A 15,883-nucleotide genomic window follows, 5' to 3' on the forward strand; every position below is an offset into this window, starting at 1 on the left:
GGCGGTGATCGCCGTCGCCCAGCTGATGATCGTGCTCGACGCGACCATCGTGAACATCGCCCTCCCGTCCGCCCAGCGGGACCTGGGCATCTCGGACGGCGACCGGCAGTGGGTGATCACCGCCTACACCCTCGCCTTCGGCGGGCTGCTGCTGCTCGGCGGCCGGATCGGCGACCTCTTCGGCCGCAGACGCACCTTCACCGTCGGTCTGCTCGGCTTCGCGCTCGCCTCCGCGATCGGCGGCGCCGCCGCCGGCCCGGGCATGCTCTTCACAGCCCGTGCCCTGCAGGGCTCCTTCGGCGCGGTCCTGGCGCCCTCGGCCCTGTCGCTGCTCTCCACTACCTTCACCGATCCCCGGGAACGCAGTACCGCCTTCGGCGTGTTCGGGGCCGTCGCGGGCGGCGGCGCCGCGATCGGACTGATCGCCGGCGGCCTGCTCACCGAGTACCTGAACTGGCGCTGGTGCCTCTACGTCAACGTGCCGATCGCCGTCGGGGCCGCCCTCGGCGCCCTCCGCCTGCTCGACCACGACCAGATCGCGAGGGGCCACCGGGTGCGGCTGGACCTGCGCGGCGCGGCCCTCGGCTGCGGCGGCCTGCTGGCGGTCGTGTTCGGCACCTCCCAGGCGTCCTCGCGCGGCTGGAGCGACGGGCTGGTGCTCGCCTGCCTGCTGGCCGGTGCCGCCCTGCTCGCGGTGTTCGTCCTGGTCGAGCAGCGCACCGAGCACGCCCTGCTGCCCGTGCACATCGTCGGCGACCGCAACCGGGGCGGTGCCGCGCTCGCGGTCGGCCTCGCCGTGATCGGCATGTTCGGGCTGTTCCTGTTCCTGACCTACTACCTGCAGGTGGTCAGACACTTCTCGCCGGTACTGGCCGGGGTCTCCTTCCTGCCGATGACCGCGTCCATCGTGCTGAGCTCGACCGGAGTGGCGGCCCGGCTGATGACCCGGGTGCCGTCCCGCAACCTGATCGTCCCCGGCCTGCTGCTGGCGGCCGCGGGGATGGCCTGGCTGACCCGGATGCGGGTGGACAGCCCGTGGGCCCAGACGGTGCTGCCCGCCGAGGTCCTGCTAGGTCTCGGCATGGGCCTGGTCTTCATGCCCTCGATGAGCCTGGCCACCCTCGGCGTCGCCCGGAACGAGACCGGGGCGGCCTCCGCCACCCTCAACACCGCCCAGCAGGTCGGCGGTTCGATCGGCACGGCGCTGCTCAACACCATCGCCGCCGGGGCCACCGCCGGCTACCTCCGCACCCGCGACGCGGCCGATCCGCTGGTCCGGGCCCAGGGCGCGGTGCACGGCTACGCGGCCGCCACCACCGTCGCCGTGGGCATCCTGCTGCTCGCCGCGGTGATCGCCTTCCTGCTGGTCGACCACCGCCCCGCAGCGGGCGAGACGGCCGGCGCGAAGGGGCCGGAGCCCACCGCCCGGGCCGCCACCTGACGCCCGGTCAACCCACGATCCCCCTGCGGAACCCCTCCGGAGGGGGATCCTGCCGTGCGGCCGGCCTCCGGTGTCGGGCCGCCCCGCGGCCCGGAGCCCGCCGGCGGGCCGCCACGGCCTCGAACGGGCGGCGCCGGACCGGTGATTCTCACCCCTTTCCCAGCATAGGATCACGGGATTTCCAGTTGATCACCGCATAGTCGGAACGTACCGCTGGAGATCCGGGCGTGTGGCAAACCGTATGCTGGGCAGGAGTGACCTACCTGATGAGCCGTCATCGAAGGACAGGCCGGCGCATGAACCGTCGCCCCTTGGCGCTGACCACCCTCCTCATTCTCGGCACGGCCGCAGCCATAGCGGGCGCCACCACCATCACCAGTGAGACCACCGCCTTCGGCCACCACATCGTGGCCGCCCCGAGCCATGGCGCCACCACCCAGGCCGCCGTCGTCCCCGCCCCCGCGGCCAAGGCGCCCCAGGGGCAGGGCGCCCCCGACGAGTCCTCCGCCGCAGGACCGTCCTCGCCCACCGCAGTCCCCACCGACCTGCCGTCCCTGCGCCCCGCCCCCGGGACCACCTCGATCGCCCCCGTCACCGACGAGTCCTCCCGGGTCGGCGCGCTCTACAGCGGTTCGGGGCCCAGCGGCAACCACTTCTGCACCGCCAGCGTGCTGCACAGCGGCAGCAAGAACCTGCTGCTCACCGCCGCCCACTGCGCCTCCAACACCGACAACCTGTACTTCGCGCCGGGCTACCGCAACGGCCAGACCCCGTTCGGAACCTGGCAGGTCACCAAGCTCTACCAGACCACCGGCTGGACCCAGAACGGCAACCAGGACGAGGACTTCGCCATCCTCCAGGTCGCGCAGAACAACGGCCGGTCCGTCGAGGACGTCGTCGGTGCCAACAGCCTCGCCCTCAACGTGGACTTCGGCGCCCAGGTCCGTCTCTACGGCTACCCGGCCAACACCGAGGCGCCCATCCTGTGTACCAACGACACCACCCGCCAGAACGACCACCAGCGCCGCATCGACTGCCCGTCGTTCCCCGGCGGCACCAGCGGCGGCCCGTGGATCGACACCGGCACCAACCAGGTGATCGGCGTCATCGGCGGCTACCAGCAGGGCGGCGACACCGACGACATCTCCTACAGCGCCACCTTCGAGAAGACCATAGGAGACCTCTACCGGCAGGCCGTCGCCGACAACACCTGACCCCTGCACCGCTGGTCCCCGGTGTCACCAGATGCCGGGGACCAGCCGGTGCGTCCGGGCCGCGTACGAGGTGTAGGCCTCGCCCAGCGCCGCGGCGAGGACCTTCTCCTCCACCCGGATGCGGTACCCGACGGCGAGCCCGAGCAGCGCCGTCACCAGCAGCAGCGAGGCCACGTTGCCGAAGGTCGCGGTCAGGGCCGCCGCGGCCAGCAGGGCCCCGGTGTAGGCCGGGTGCCGCAGCCGGCGGTACGGCCCGCGCTCGACCACCCGGTGGCCCTCCTGGACGTGCACCGTCCCCCGGAAGTACCGGCCCAGGGTGTGGATCGACCACAGCCGCAGTCCGATCCCGGCCCAGGCGGCCACCAGCAGTGCCACCGCCGTGACCCCGTTCACCGGGTAGGACAGTGCGGGCAGCGCCCGTCCGACCGGTCCGGCGAGCGCGAAGCCCGCGGCGGCCAGTCCGACGAACACCAGCAGGCTCCGCCACTCGTTCTGCTCCGTCCGCCCGCTCTGCCGCAGCTGGCGGACCTGCAGGAGCCCCTCCGCGGCCGGCCAGGCCCACAGCGTGGCGGTGAAGGCCGTACGTATCCAGTCCACCATGGCCGAACCCTCTCGGAAGCCGGGACGCTCACCCGTGTGAGTCACCTCGAAGGTCCCACCGGGGGCGGGTGGAACGGCTCCACTCGGGGGTGGACTTCACAGTGGAGCCGGGGCCCCGCTCAGTCGCGGACCTTGTGCAGCCACAGCCCGACGCCGACGCCGTTGCCGGTCAGCGCGCAGACCCAGTGGTCGTACCGGCCGCCGCTGGAGTTCACCCGGCCGGGGCCGGCGTTGTCGCAGTTCTCGTAGGTCCAGTACCAGGTCTGGTACTCCCAGCACGGGACGGCGTTGTTGTTGTCGCTGCAGCTCGGCGTCGGCACGGTGTCGGCCGGTCCGGCGGGCGCCCGCACGGCGGCGGGCACGGCCCGGGGAGCGGGTGCGGCCACCGCGCCGGTGACACCGATTCCGGCCACGGCGGCGGTGACCGCCAGTGCGGCGGCGGTCCTGCGGAGGGGAGAGCGCATGGGGTGGTCCTTCCCGGTTGTTCCTGGGCCCCGGCGGTGGATCCCGCCGGTGCGGTGCTCCAGACCTAGCCGGGGGCCGGTGCGCTCACACGGGTTGACCGTTTCCCGTTCGCGGAGTCAACGCGGCCCGGCGGGGAAACCGGCTCAGGCCCGGTCCACGGGCACGGTCGCCGTCCGTCCGCCGCGGCACTCGCACCCCGCCCGCGGCTGCCCGGGCGCGCACCGCGGCCGTGGACGGCACTTGGGCCGACGGGGCGTCAACTCGCCGGTACGGCAGGTCGCCCGGGCGGGGGAGGCGGGAACCCGGGTCGGCCGCACGGCAGTTCGCACCAGGGAACGACAAAGACCCAGGTCGGCGGAGCAACTCCGCTTACCTGGGCCTCATCTGCACTTCCTGCGAAGTGCCCCCGGCAGGATTCGAACCTGCGCACCCGCCTCCGGAGGGCGGTGCTCTATCCCCTGAGCTACGGGGGCCTGCTTGGTTTCGCCGCGTTCCTGCTGCGACGTGGAGAACATTACCAGGCCGCAGGAGTGGTCCGTGCACGGGTTCCGGCACGGGGTGGCGGCGTGGGGTGGCGGGCGGGGCGGCGCAAGTCCGGGAAAGCGCGGACGGGCGGGTGCGGGCGCGGCTACCCTCGGTGAGGTGTCCGGGACGTCCGGGCGGGTCCTCGTGGTGGATGACAGCGAGGTGATCCGCCAGCTGATCAGAGTCAACCTGGAGCTCGAGGGCTTTCAGGTGGTGACCGCCGCCGACGGGGCCGAGTGCCTGGAGGTGGTCCGCCGGGTGCAGCCGGACGTCGTGACGCTGGACGTCGTCATGCCCAGGCTGGACGGCCTGCGCACGGCGGCCCGGCTACGGGCGTCCGCCGCCACCTGCCGGCTGCCGATCGCGATCGTCAGCGCCTGCACCCCGGCCGATCTGGACCGGGGCGCGTCGGTGGGGGTGGACGGCTACCTCGGCAAGCCGTTCGACCCGGCGGACCTGGTGGCACTGGTGCGGCGGCTGATGGCGCTGCGTGACGGCGGGGGCTCCGGTGGCCCGGGCGGTTTCGCGTACGGTTTCGGCGACCGTCCCGGCGGGTTTCGCTCTCGGCGAACAGGCCTCTCCTGAGTGAGGGCCGAACGCGGCCGTTGGGCGCGGCACGGACGTCTCAACCGGTAAACCGGGTACGGGCCCGCCGCCCCTCTCGCCTAGGCTTGGCGTCGTGACCCCCGCAGAGCTTTCCCAGGCAGTCCAGGCCGCAGTGAGCGCCGCCGTCGAGGCGGGCGAGCTGGCCGTCGCCGTGCCCGAGCACGTGACGGTCGAGCGGCCCAAGAACAGGGACCACGGCGACTACGCGACCAACGTGGCCCTCCAGCTCGCGAAGCCGGCCGGTATGCCGCCGCGAGCCGTTGCCGAACTGGTGGCCGCCCGCCTGCGACAGGTCACCGGCGTCTCCAAGGTCGACATCGCCGGACCGGGCTTCCTGAACATCACCCTGGACGCCGCCTCCGCCGGCGAGCTGGCCCGCACCGTCGTCGAGGCGGGCGCGGCGTACGGCCGCAACGAGGCCCTCAAGGGCCTGCGGATCAACCTGGAGTTCGTCTCCGCGAACCCGACCGGCCCGATCCACATCGGCGGTGTCCGCTGGGCGGCCGTCGGCGACTCGCTCGCGCGGATCCTCAAGGCCACCGGCGCCGAGGTCACCACCGAGTACTACCTCAACGACGCCGGGGTGCAGATCTCCAAGTTCGCCGCCTCGCTCCGGGCCGCCGCCAACGGCCGGCCGGTCCCGGAGGACGGCTACGTCGGCGAGTACATCGTGGACATCGCCAAGGCGATCACCGGCGCCGTCCCCGGCGTGCTCGAACTGCCCGAGGGCGAGCAGCTGGCGGTCTTCCGCGAGCAGGGCCTGGCGCTCATGGTCGCCGAGATCAAGCGCTCGATGGAGGAGTTCGGCACCCACTTCGACGTCTGGTTCTCGGAGCAGACGCTGCACGAGTCGGGTGCGGTCGGGCGGGCGATCGAGCGGCTGCGCGAGCAGGGCCACGTCTTCGACCGGGACGGCGCGATCTGGCTGCGCACCACGGACTTCGGCGACGACAAGGACCGCGTCCTGGTCAAGGCCGACGGCGACACCACCTACTTCGCCGCCGACGCCGCCTACTACCTGAGCAAGCGGGACCGGGGCAGCGAGGTCTCGGTCTACATGCTCGGGGCCGACCACCACGGCTACGTCAACCGCCTCAAGGCCATCTCGGCCTGCGCGGGCGACGACATGAACCGCAACATCGAGGTGAAGATCGGCCAGTTCGTGAAGATGCTTCGCGACGGCGAAGAGGTCCGGATGTCCAAGCGGGCCGGCAACATCATCACGATCGACGACGTGGTCGACTGGATCGGCGTGGACGCCGCCCGCTACACCCTGGCGCGCTCCTCCACGGACTCCACCATCACCCTCGACATCAACGTGCTGACCAGCCAGACCAGCGAGAACCCGGTCTTCTACATCCAGTACGCGCACACCCGGATGTGCGGCGTGCAGCGCAAGGCCGAGAGCATGGGCATCACCAAGGGCTCGGCCGAGGACTTCAGGCCGGAGCTGCTGAGCACCGAGTGGGAGTCCGAACTGCTCGGCGCCCTCGCCGACTTCCCGCGCGTCGTGGCCAAGGCCGGCGAGCTGCGCGAGCCGCACCACGTGGCGCGGTACCTGGAGGACGACGTGGCCCGCAAGTACCACCGCTTCTACGACAACTGCCAGATCCTGCCCAAGGGCGACGAGGAGGTCACGGACCTCACGCGTGCCCGCCTCTGGCTGGCCGACGCCACGCGCACGGTGGTGGCCAACGGTCTGGCCCTGCTCGGCGTGTCCGCGCCCGAGCGGATGTAGCCGGGGCCCCCGCGCCGTCGGGGGGCGGTGACGGTCCGGTCGGGCCGTCACCGCCCCCCGCTGTTGAGGCGGCGCACCACAGAGCCCCACCCGTCAGTGCCAGGGAGAGAAGCCGAGATGAGCCGCTCCGCACACCCCGCAGGTCCGCGTCACGGCGACGTGCTGCCCGAGGGCCACTACCAGGCCCCGCCGAGCGACCTGAACGCGCTCGACCCCAAGGTCTGGTCCCGGACCGTCGCCCGTGGCGCCGACGGCGCGGTCACCGTCGGCGGACTCGATGTGCGGGCGCTGGCGGCCGAGTTCGGCACCCCGGCGTACGTCATGGACGAGGACGACTTCCGCAGCCGCGCCCGTGCCTGGCGGCAGGCCTTCGGCGACGACGCGGACGTGTACTACGCGGGCAAGGCGTTCCTCTCCAAGGCGGTGGTCCGCTGGCTGCACGAGGAGGGCCTGAACGTCGACGTGTGCAGCGGTGGCGAGCTGGCCGTCGCGCTGGCCGCCGGGATGCCGGGCGACCGGATCGCCCTGCACGGCAACAACAAGTCGCCGGACGAGCTGGAGCAGGCCGTCGCGGCGGGCGTCGGGCACGTCGTGGTCGACTCGTACCAGGAGATCGAGCGCCTCGCCGCGGTCGCCGGGCGGCACGGGGTGCGCCAGCCGGTGCTGATCCGGGTCACCGTCGGGGTGGAGGCGCACACCCACGAGTTCATCGCGACGGCGCACGAGGACCAGAAGTTCGGCCTCTCGCTGGCCGGCGGGGCCGCCGCCGAGGCGGTCCGCCGGGTGCTGGCCCGGCCGAGCCTGGAGCTGCGCGGCATCCACTCGCACATCGGCTCGCAGATCTTCGACACGGCCGGTTTCGAGGTGGCCGCCCGCCGGGTGGTCGGCCTGCTGGCCGAGGTCCGGGACGAGCACGGGATCGAGCTGCCGGAGATCGACCTCGGTGGCGGCCTGGGCATCGCGTACACCAGCGACGACGACCCGCGCGAGCCGGCCGAGATCGCCACCGCGCTGGCCGAGATCGTCCGCCGGGAGTGCCGGGCGGCCGAGTTGCGGACACCCCGGCTGAGCGTGGAGCCGGGCCGCGCGATCGTCGGACCGACGGCGTTCACGCTGTACGAGGTCGGCACGGTCAAGGCGCTGGAGGGCCTGCGCACCTACGTCAGCGTGGACGGCGGGATGTCGGACAACATCCGCACCGCGCTGTACGACGCGGAGTACTCCGTCGCCCTGGTCTCGCGTGCCAGCGAGGCGGAGCCGATGCTGGTCAGGGTGGTGGGCAAGCACTGCGAGTCCGGTGACATCGTGGTGCGGGACGCCTTCCTGCCCGCCGACCTGGCGCCCGGCGACCTGCTCGCGGTGCCGGCCACCGGGGCGTACTGCCGCTCGATGGCCAGCAACTACAACCACGCACTCAAGCCCCCCGTGGTGGCCGTCGGCGACGGCGCGGCCCGGGTGATCGTCCGCCGCGAGACGGAGGAGGATCTCCTGCGTCTTGATATCGGCTGACGAAATCCTTGTCTCAGATCATGGACTGCCGGTAGATCCGTGCGGAAAGTCCCCGAGACTGGTAATGACCGAATACCGCCGGGCGCCAGGAAAAGCCCGGCGGAGACCGAGAATGCAGAGCGGAGTCGGATGATGCGTACGCGCCCGCTGAAGGTGGCGTTGCTGGGCTGTGGTGTGGTGGGCTCCGAGGTGGCGCGCATCATGACGACGACGGCCGACGACCTCGCCGCGCGGATCGGCGCGCCGGTCGAGTTGGCCGGTATCGCGGTGCGCCGCGCCGGGCGGCAGCGCCCCGGCGTGCCCGAGCACCTGGTCACCACCGACGCCGAGGCCCTGGTCAACCGGGGCGACATTGACGTCGTGGTCGAGGTGGTGGGTGGCATCGAGCCGTCCAAGCACCTGATCCTGTCGGCGTTCAAGCAGGGCGCCTCGGTGGTGAGCGCCAACAAGGCGCTGCTCGCCAAGGACGGTGCCGAGCTGCACGAGGCCGCCGCCGAGGCCGGCGTGGACCTGTACTACGAGGCCGCCGTGGCCGGGGCGATCCCGCTGATCCGCCCGCTGCGCGAGTCGCTGGCCGGTGACAAGGTCAACCGGGTGCTGGGCATCGTCAACGGCACCACCAACTTCATCCTCGACAAGATGGACTCCACCGGCGCCGGGTACTCCGAGGCGCTGGAGGAGGCCACCGCGCTCGGTTACGCCGAGGCCGACCCGACCGCCGACGTGGAGGGCTTCGACGCCGCCGCCAAGGCCGCCATCCTGGCCGGGATCGCCTTCCACACCCGGGTGACCGCCGCCGAGGTCTACCGCGAGGGCATCACCGAGGTCACCGCCGCCGACATCGCCTCCGCGAAGGAGATGGGCTGCGTGGTCAAGCTGCTCGCGATCTGCGAGCGCGCCGCCGACGGCGAGTCCGTCACCGCCCGGGTCCACCCGGCGATGATCCCGCTCTCGCACCCGCTGGCCTCCGTGCGCGAGGCGTACAACGCGGTGTTCGTCGAGGCCGAGGCGGCCGGCCGGCTGATGTTCTACGGGCCCGGTGCCGGTGGCTCGCCGACCGCCTCGGCGGTGCTCGGCGACCTGGTGGCGGTCTGCCGCAACAAGCTGAACGGCGGCACCGGCCCCGGCGACTCGGTCTACACCAAACTGCCGGCCATGCCGATGGGCGAGGTCGTCACCCGCTACCACGTCAGCCTGGACGTGGACGACCGCGCCGGTGTGCTGGCCCAGGTGGCGTCGGTCTTCGCCGATCACGGGGTCTCCATCGACACCGTGCGCCAGCAGGGCCGCGACGGCGACGCCTCGCTCGTGGTGGTGACCCACCGCGCCACCGACGCCGCGCTGTCGGCGACGGTCGACAAGCTCCGCGCGCTGGACAGCGTGCGGGACGTGGCCAGCATCATGCGGGTCGAAGGGGAGTAACGCAGAGATGAACGCAGTGATCGCCTCAGGTGCCCACACCCACCAGTGGCGCGGCCTGATCGAGGAGTACCGCGACCGCCTGCCGGTGAGCGAGACCACCCCGGTGGTCACGCTGCTGGAGGGCGGTACGCCGCTGGTTCCCGCCCAGGTGCTCTCCGAGCGCACCGGCTGCGAGGTCTACCTCAAGGTCGAGGGTGCCAACCCGACCGGGTCCTTCAAGGACCGCGGTATGACGATGGCCATCTCCAAGGCTAAGGAGGACGGCGCCCGGGCCGTCATCTGCGCCTCCACCGGCAACACCTCGGCCTCCGCCGCCGCGTACGCGGTGCGGGCGGGGATGGTCTCGGCGGTGCTGGTGCCGCAGGGCAAGATCGCGCTCGGCAAGATGGGCCAGGCGCTGGTGCACGGCGCGAGGATCCTCCAGGTCGACGGGAACTTCGACGACTGCCTCACGCTGGCGCGTGCGCTGTCCGAGAAGTACCCGGTGGCGCTGGTCAACTCGGTGAACCCGGTGCGGATCGAGGGCCAGAAGACCGCCGCCTTCGAGATCGTGGACATGCTGGGCGACGCCCCCGACATCCACGTCCTGCCGGTCGGCAACGCGGGCAACATCACCGCGTACTGGAAGGGCTACCGCGAGTACGCCGAGGACGGCCTGGCCACCCGGCGGCCGCGGATGTGGGGTTTCCAGGCGGCCGGTTCGGCCCCGATCGTGGACGGCGCCCCGGTGCTGCACCCGCAGACCATCGCCACCGCGATCCGGATCGGCAACCCGGCCTCCTGGGACTACGCGCTGGCCGCACGGGACGAGTCCGGCGGTCTCATCGACAAGGTGACCGATCGTCAGATCCTCTCCGCCTACCGGCTGTTGGCCGCCCAGGAGGGCGTCTTCGTGGAGCCCGCCTCGGCCGCCGGTGTGGCCGGCCTGCTGGCCAAGGCGGAGGCCGGACTGGTCGACCCGGGCCAGCGGATCGTCTGCACCGTGACCGGCAACGGCCTGAAGGACCCGGACTGGGCGGTGGCCGGTGCGCCGCAGCCGCAGATCGTCCCGGTCGACCCCGAGACCGCGGCCCGTAGTCTCGGTCTGCTGGACTGACCCGGTCCACCCTGCGCGGAGACTGACGGTCTGTCAACAGTGGGCCGACCCCTTTCGGGGGTCGGCCCACTCGGCGTCCGCCCGCGGCACCTTTTGTGTCAATTGGTCGATCCTTTTCGTCCCCTTTTCCGTGCAGTTTCCGGCCAGAACAGGCAACACGGCAGATCGGGGGGTGTGGGGTGTACCGCTGTGGAACCTCTCTTCGATAGTCTGGACTCGGCGGGCCGCGCGCTGACGTGACCGCCCGCCTCGCCGGGGCTTTGTCGCACCGACCCCGCCCGGGTGCCCCCACTCCGTAGGCCCGAACGCGACCGGGCCGCACACCGACCGCCACGCGGGACGCTCCGCGCCCTGCGTGGCGACGCCCGATTTCCCCCAGGAGAGTCCGAGCACATGGCTGGTCCTGCGTTCCGTGCTGCCGCCGTCCGGGTCCGAGTCCCGGCCTCCAGCGCCAATCTCGGCCCCGGCTTCGACGCCTTCGGACTCGCTCTGGGGCTCTACGACGACGTCGTGGTCCGGGTCGCAGAGTCCGGTCTCGCGGTGGACATCGCCGGAGAGGGCGCCGAGACGCTGCCCAGGGACGAGAACCACCTGCTGGTCCGCTCGATGCGGGCGGCCTTCGACCGGCTCGGCGGCCAGCCGCGCGGTCTCGAAGTGGTCTGCGCCAACCGCATACCGCACGGCCGCGGCCTGGGCTCCTCCTCCGCCGCGATCTGCGCCGGCATCGTCGCGGCGCGCGCCGTCACCATCGGCGGTCCGGCCGCCCTGGACGACGACGCACTGCTGGCCCTCGCCACCGAGCTCGAGGGCCACCCGGACAACGTCGCCGCCTGTCTGCGCGGCGGTTTCACCATCGCCTGGACCGACGAGGAGTCGGCCCGCGCGATCCGCCTCGACCCGTCCGAGCAGGTCGTCCCGGTCGTCTTCGTCCCGTCCACCGAGGTGCTCACCGAGACGGCGCGCGGCCTGCTGCCGAAGACCGTCCCGCTCGCCGACGCCGCGGTCAACGCCGGGCGCTCCGCGCTGCTGGTCGAGGCCCTCACCAGGCAGCCCGAGCTGCTGCTCGCCGCCACCGAGGACCGGCTGCACCAGGACTACCGCGCCACCGCGATGCCGGACAGTGCCGCCCTGGTCGCCGCCCTGCGCGCGGAGGGCGTGCCGGCCGTCATCTCCGGTGCCGGACCGACCGTGCTCGCCCTCAGCGACGAGGCGGGCGCCGACAAGCTGGCGGAGTTCGCGGGCCCGGCGTTCGCCGTCCACCGGCTCCGGCTCGACCGTGCCGGAGCCGCGGTACTGCCGCTCGACATGTGACACGTTCCGTACGTGTCACACGTTGGGCAGCGTGAAATGCGGCACTTCCCGGAATGCCGCACGGCGAGGAACGCGGGGGCGCGATTCGTGAGACAGACACGATTGACGAGATCAGGGCTGGGGAATGTGTCAGGGGGTCGGTAGTGTTAATCTCATTGCTGCACCAGTTGCCCTCCGGGGCCCGGTGCGCCGCGTCCCGAGCCCGCCCCGGCACTGTGGAGCAGTCCGCAGTAGCGGGAGCCGGAAGTACGGGACCACGATTCTCCGGGAGCCCGCCACAGCGCGTACGCAGCCTGCCTGCGCGATTGCGGCCGCATCCCGAAGCCGTGACGGCACCTGACTCGTTCCTCCGGACTCGCCCCTAGTGGCATGACCGGACGGGGCCCGGGGTACCGCCGCGCGACGGGGGCCCGGGTATCGCAGGCAGCGAGGTCGGCAGCAGACCGACCCGCCGCGCACTCCGCACCACAGTGCACCGCACATCGCAGCTCTCCCCAGACTGGCTCCGCCATTCGGGGGATCACCGCCTCGGACCGACGCAGTCGAGCGTTGGTCAGGACAGCACAACCGGTCGCCGAGCCAGACAGGCCGACGTCCGCTCCAGGGAAGGACCCTTAGTGAGCGACACCACCGATCTGATGGGCGCGCGCCCGGACGCCGAGGCGTCGGACGCAGCCGCCGCCCCCGCGGCTCCGGCGCGGCGCCGTCGTACCGCTGCCGCGGGCCTGGACGGCCTGGTCCTGGCCGAGCTGCAGAAGCTCGCCTCGACCCTCGGAATCAGCGGTACCGGACGCATGCGCAAGAGCCAGCTGATCGAGGCCATCAAGGAGAAGAGCGGCGGGGACCCGCTGCTCGCCGGTGCCGCGGCCTCGGCCGCGCCGGCCGCCAAGCGGGCCGCCAAGGCCGCTCCCGCCGCCGCGGCCCCGGCCGCCGAGGAGGCGAAGCCGGCCCGCCGCACGCGGGCCGCTGCCGCCACCGCCGAGCCGGCCGCCCAGATCGAGATCCCGGTCCAGGCCGCCGCCGAGACCGCCACCGCGCCCGCCAGGGCCGAGCGGACCCGTCGCCGGGCCACCTCGGCGGCCGGTGCGCCGACCGCCGAGGCCGCCGCCGAGCCGACCGCCACCGTGGTCGCCGAGGCCAAGGCCGAGACCCGGACCGAGTCCCGCACCGACGGCAAGCCCGCCGAGGGCCGCGGCTTCGACGGCGAGGCGCGCACGGACACCCGTCGCGACCGCCGCGAGCGCCGTGACCGCCGTGACGGCGAGCGCCCGGAGGCCGGGGAGGCCCAGGCCGGGCAGGACGGCGACGGCCGCGAGTCGCGTCGCGAGCGCCGCAGCCGCCGGGACCGCCGTGAGGGCGGCCAGCCGGCGCAGCAGCAGGGCCAGCAGGCCGTGCAGGACGGCGGCCAGGGCCGTCAGCCCGCCGCTCAGCCGGCCGCGGGCGGCTTCGAGGACGACGAGTTCGGCGACGGCCGCCGCGGCCGCCGCGGCCGCTACCGCGACCGCCGGGGCCGTGGCCGCCGCGAGGGCTTCGAGGGTGGTACCCCGGAGCCGCAGATCGGCGACGACGACGTCCTGATCCCGGTCGCGGGCATCCTGGACATCCTCGACAACTACGCGTTCGTCCGGACCTCCGGCTACCTGCCGGGCCAGAACGACGTCTACGTCTCGCTCGCCCAGGTCCGCAAGCACGGCCTGCGCAAGGGCGACGCCATCACCGGTGCGGTGCGCCAGCCGCGCGACGGTGAGCGCCGGGAGAAGTTCAACGCCATGGTGCGGCTGGACTCGGTCAACGGCATGGACCCGGACAGCGGCCGCAACCGCCCCGAGTTCGGCAAGCTGACGCCGCTGTACCCGCAGGAGCGCCTGCGCCTGGAGACCGACCCGGGCGTCCTGACCACCCGCATCATCGACCTGGTGTCGCCGATCGGCAAGGGTCAGCGTGGTCTGATCGTCGCCCCGCCGAAGACCGGCAAGACGATGATCATGCAGGCGATCGCCAACGCGATCACCCACAACAACCCCGAGTGCCACCTGATGGTCGTCCTGGTGGACGAGCGTCCGGAAGAGGTCACCGACATGCAGCGGTCGGTGAAGGGCGAGGTCATCTCCTCGACCTTCGACCGCCCGGCCGAGGACCACACCGTGGTCGCCGAGCTCGCCATCGAGCGTGCCAAGCGCCTGGTGGAGCTGGGCCACGACGTGGTGATCCTGCTGGACTCGATCACCCGCCTGGGCCGCGCCTACAACCTGGCGGCGCCCGCCTCCGGCCGCATCCTGTCCGGTGGTGTCGACTCGACCGCGCTGTACCCGCCGAAGAAGTTCTTCGGTGCCGCGCGCAACATCGAGAACGGCGGCTCGCTCACCATCCTCGCCACGGCCCTCGTGGAGACCGGCTCCCGGGCCGACGAGGTGGTCTTCGAGGAGTTCAAGGGCACCGGCAACATGGAGCTCAAGCTCGACCGCAAGCTCTCGGACAAGCGCATCTTCCCGGCCGTCGACGTCGACGCGTCCTCCACCCGCAAGGAGGAGATCCTGCTGGGCAACGAGGAGTTGGCCATCACCTGGAAGCTCCGCCGGGTGCTGCACGCGCTGGACTCGCAGCAGGCGATCGAGCTGCTGCTGGACAAGATGAAGCAGACCAAGAGCAACGCCGAGTTCCTGATGCAGATCGCCAAGACCACGCCGGGCTCCGGCGACTGACGATCCGTTCGACCCGAGCCCCGGACCGCACCGCGCGGTCCGGGGCTCGCTCGCGTTCTAAGGGAAACTTAAGAGAAAGGCTTATGAGTCCCTGCTTCGCTTATGCTCGAAATGACTGCAGTCAAGGAGCGGGGGGCGATATGGCCGACCACCGGAAGAATCGCGGGCGACGCGGCAGACGGCTGCGGATCGTCGTGTTCGCATTGGCGGGTCTGCTCGTTCTGGGCGGCGGGGCCGCCGGATATGCGTACTGGCGGCTGAACCACAACATCACGAGCGTGGACATCAACGCCCAGCTCGGCAAAGCCCGGCCGCCCGCGGCCACCGACGGCTCGTTCAACGTTCTGGTGCTGGGGTCGGATTCGCGCAGCGGCACCAACGGCAACCTGGCGGGCGGCGCCACCGACGGCACCGCGCGGTCGGACACCGCGATGGTCGTGCACGTCAACCAGAGCCATACCACGGCCAGTGTGGTGAGCATTCCCCGGGACACTCTGGTGGCCCGTCCCGAATGCCTCACCACCAGCGGGAAAACCGTTCCCGCAGCGAAGAGCGTGATGTACAACTCCGCCTTCGAGACCGGTGGTCCGGCCTGTGCGGTGAAGACCACCGAGCAGTTCACCGGGCTGCGGATGGATCATTTCGTGGAGATCGACTTCTCCGGTTTCGCGAATTTCATAGACGCGATCGGCGGGGTGAACGTGACCACCACGGTGAACATCAAGGACAAGGACAGCGGCCTCGACCTCGCGGCCGGCGACCACCACCTGGCCGGTGACCAGGCGCTCGCCTTCGTCCGTACCCGGCACGGCGTCGGCGACGGCAGCGACCTGGGCCGGATCGAGCTGCAGAAGCAGATGGTGAAGTCGATCATGGCGCAGGTCGGCAGCATCGGGCTGACCTCCAACCCGGCCAAGCTCTGGTCGGTGGCCGACCGCCTCACCCGGAGCATCACCACCGACTCCGACCTGGCCTCGGTCGACTCGCTGGTCGGGATGGCCGACACCCTCAAGAAGATCGGCCCGGACGACCTGACGATGGTCACCCTGCCCGTGGGCACGGCACCCGCCGACCCGAACCGGGTGATACCGCAGCAGCCGCAGGCCGACCGGCTGTGGGCGGCGCTCAGGTCCGACCAGGCCGTACCGCACTCCATCGTGAGCTCGCAGCCCGCCAACCCGGCCGACGCGGGTGCGGGTGGCACGGCGGGTGGCACGGCGGGCGGCGGGACGGGCTGAGCCGCGGAATAAGCGG

12 protein-coding genes and 1 tRNA gene are annotated in these 15,883 nt (G+C 72.1%); 10 read left to right on the forward strand and 3 right to left on the reverse strand.

Features of this window, described 5'->3' with window-relative positions; translation table 11 throughout:
• Positions 1-25: 25 nt before the first annotated feature.
• Positions 26-1,441, forward strand: coding sequence for an MFS transporter (locus tag ACFC1R_RS03475; RefSeq protein WP_375932270.1), 1,416 nt, complete (start codon positions 26-28; stop codon positions 1,439-1,441).
• A 296-nt stretch (positions 1,442-1,737) separates the two neighbouring features.
• Positions 1,738-2,655 (forward strand): trypsin-like serine peptidase, encoded by a 918-nt coding sequence (locus tag ACFC1R_RS03480; RefSeq protein ID WP_375931942.1) that lies wholly within the window; start codon positions 1,738-1,740, stop codon positions 2,653-2,655.
• Positions 2,656-2,679: 24 nt separating this feature from the next.
• Here ACFC1R_RS03480 and ACFC1R_RS03485 read toward each other — a convergent pair whose 3' ends face one another.
• The 3 genes from ACFC1R_RS03485 to ACFC1R_RS03495 all read right to left on the reverse strand — a co-directional run bounded on the left by ACFC1R_RS03485 (position 2,680) and on the right by ACFC1R_RS03495 (position 4,193).
• On the reverse strand, positions 2,680-3,255 hold the full coding sequence (locus ACFC1R_RS03485; protein ID WP_375931945.1) for a methyltransferase family protein: 576 nt from the start codon (positions 3,253-3,255) through the stop codon (positions 2,680-2,682).
• 119 nt (positions 3,256-3,374) lie between these two features.
• Complete coding sequence (locus tag ACFC1R_RS03490; protein WP_375931948.1) at positions 3,375-3,719, reverse strand: hypothetical protein; 345 nt, start codon at positions 3,717-3,719, stop codon at positions 3,375-3,377.
• 402 nt (positions 3,720-4,121) lie between these two features.
• Positions 4,122-4,193, reverse strand: a tRNA-Arg gene (locus ACFC1R_RS03495).
• Positions 4,194-4,362: 169 nt separating this feature from the next.
• On the opposite strand from ACFC1R_RS03495, the gene ACFC1R_RS03500 reads away from it, so the two are divergent.
• The 8 genes from ACFC1R_RS03500 (at position 4,363) to ACFC1R_RS03535 (ending at position 15,867) form a co-directional block, all read left to right on the forward strand.
• Positions 4,363-4,830: a response regulator gene (locus tag ACFC1R_RS03500; RefSeq protein WP_375931951.1), complete on the forward strand. Its 468-nt coding sequence runs from the start codon at positions 4,363-4,365 to the stop codon at positions 4,828-4,830.
• A 94-nt stretch (positions 4,831-4,924) separates the two neighbouring features.
• Positions 4,925-6,589 carry an arginine--tRNA ligase gene (gene argS / locus ACFC1R_RS03505; protein WP_375931954.1) on the forward strand — a complete coding sequence of 555 codons (1,665 nt, stop codon included), beginning with the start codon at positions 4,925-4,927 and terminating at the stop codon, positions 6,587-6,589.
• Positions 6,590-6,706: 117 nt separating this feature from the next.
• Entirely contained in the window at positions 6,707-8,098 is a 1,392-nt protein-coding gene (gene lysA / locus ACFC1R_RS03510) for a diaminopimelate decarboxylase (protein WP_375931957.1), read from the forward strand.
• Between the two features lie 129 nt (positions 8,099-8,227).
• Entirely contained in the window at positions 8,228-9,520 is a 1,293-nt protein-coding gene (locus tag ACFC1R_RS03515; protein WP_375931960.1) for a homoserine dehydrogenase, read from the forward strand.
• 7 nt (positions 9,521-9,527) lie between these two features.
• Complete coding sequence (gene thrC / locus ACFC1R_RS03520) at positions 9,528-10,616, forward strand: threonine synthase (protein WP_375931963.1); 1,089 nt, start codon at positions 9,528-9,530, stop codon at positions 10,614-10,616.
• 393 nt (positions 10,617-11,009) lie between these two features.
• Complete coding sequence (gene thrB / locus ACFC1R_RS03525; RefSeq protein WP_375931966.1) at positions 11,010-11,927, forward strand: homoserine kinase; 918 nt, start codon at positions 11,010-11,012, stop codon at positions 11,925-11,927.
• Between the two features lie 617 nt (positions 11,928-12,544).
• Positions 12,545-14,629 carry a transcription termination factor Rho gene (rho, locus tag ACFC1R_RS03530; protein ID WP_375931969.1) on the forward strand — a complete coding sequence of 695 codons (2,085 nt, stop codon included), beginning with the start codon at positions 12,545-12,547 and terminating at the stop codon, positions 14,627-14,629.
• A 140-nt stretch (positions 14,630-14,769) separates the two neighbouring features.
• Positions 14,770-15,867: an LCP family protein gene (locus ACFC1R_RS03535; protein WP_375931972.1), complete on the forward strand. Its 1,098-nt coding sequence runs from the start codon at positions 14,770-14,772 to the stop codon at positions 15,865-15,867.
• The last annotated feature ends 16 nt before the right edge of the window (positions 15,868-15,883 follow it).

The sequence above is a fragment of the Kitasatospora sp. NPDC056138 genome (assembly GCF_042264695.1).
GTDB lineage: Bacteria > Actinomycetota > Actinomycetes > Streptomycetales > Streptomycetaceae > Kitasatospora.

Bases quoted from the DNA above. Each gene is read 5' to 3' on its own strand.
- ACFC1R_RS03485 (WP_375931945.1), bottom strand. From the start codon at position 3,255: ATGGTGGACTGGATACGTACGGCCTTCACCGCCACGCTGTGGGCCTGG.
- ACFC1R_RS03535 (WP_375931972.1), top strand. From the start codon at position 14,770: ATGGCCGACCACCGGAAGAATCGCGGGCGACGCGGCAGACGGCTGCGG.
- lysA (WP_375931957.1), top strand. From the start codon at position 6,707: ATGAGCCGCTCCGCACACCCCGCAGGTCCGCGTCACGGCGACGTGCTG.
- thrC (WP_375931963.1), top strand. From the start codon at position 9,528: ATGAACGCAGTGATCGCCTCAGGTGCCCACACCCACCAGTGGCGCGGC.
- thrB (WP_375931966.1), top strand. From the start codon at position 11,010: ATGGCTGGTCCTGCGTTCCGTGCTGCCGCCGTCCGGGTCCGAGTCCCG.
- ACFC1R_RS03480 (WP_375931942.1), top strand. From the start codon at position 1,738: ATGAACCGTCGCCCCTTGGCGCTGACCACCCTCCTCATTCTCGGCACG.
- ACFC1R_RS03475 (WP_375932270.1), top strand. From the start codon at position 26: ATGATCGTGCTCGACGCGACCATCGTGAACATCGCCCTCCCGTCCGCC.
- ACFC1R_RS03490 (WP_375931948.1), bottom strand. From the start codon at position 3,719: ATGCGCTCTCCCCTCCGCAGGACCGCCGCCGCACTGGCGGTCACCGCC.
- ACFC1R_RS03515 (WP_375931960.1), top strand. From the start codon at position 8,228: ATGATGCGTACGCGCCCGCTGAAGGTGGCGTTGCTGGGCTGTGGTGTG.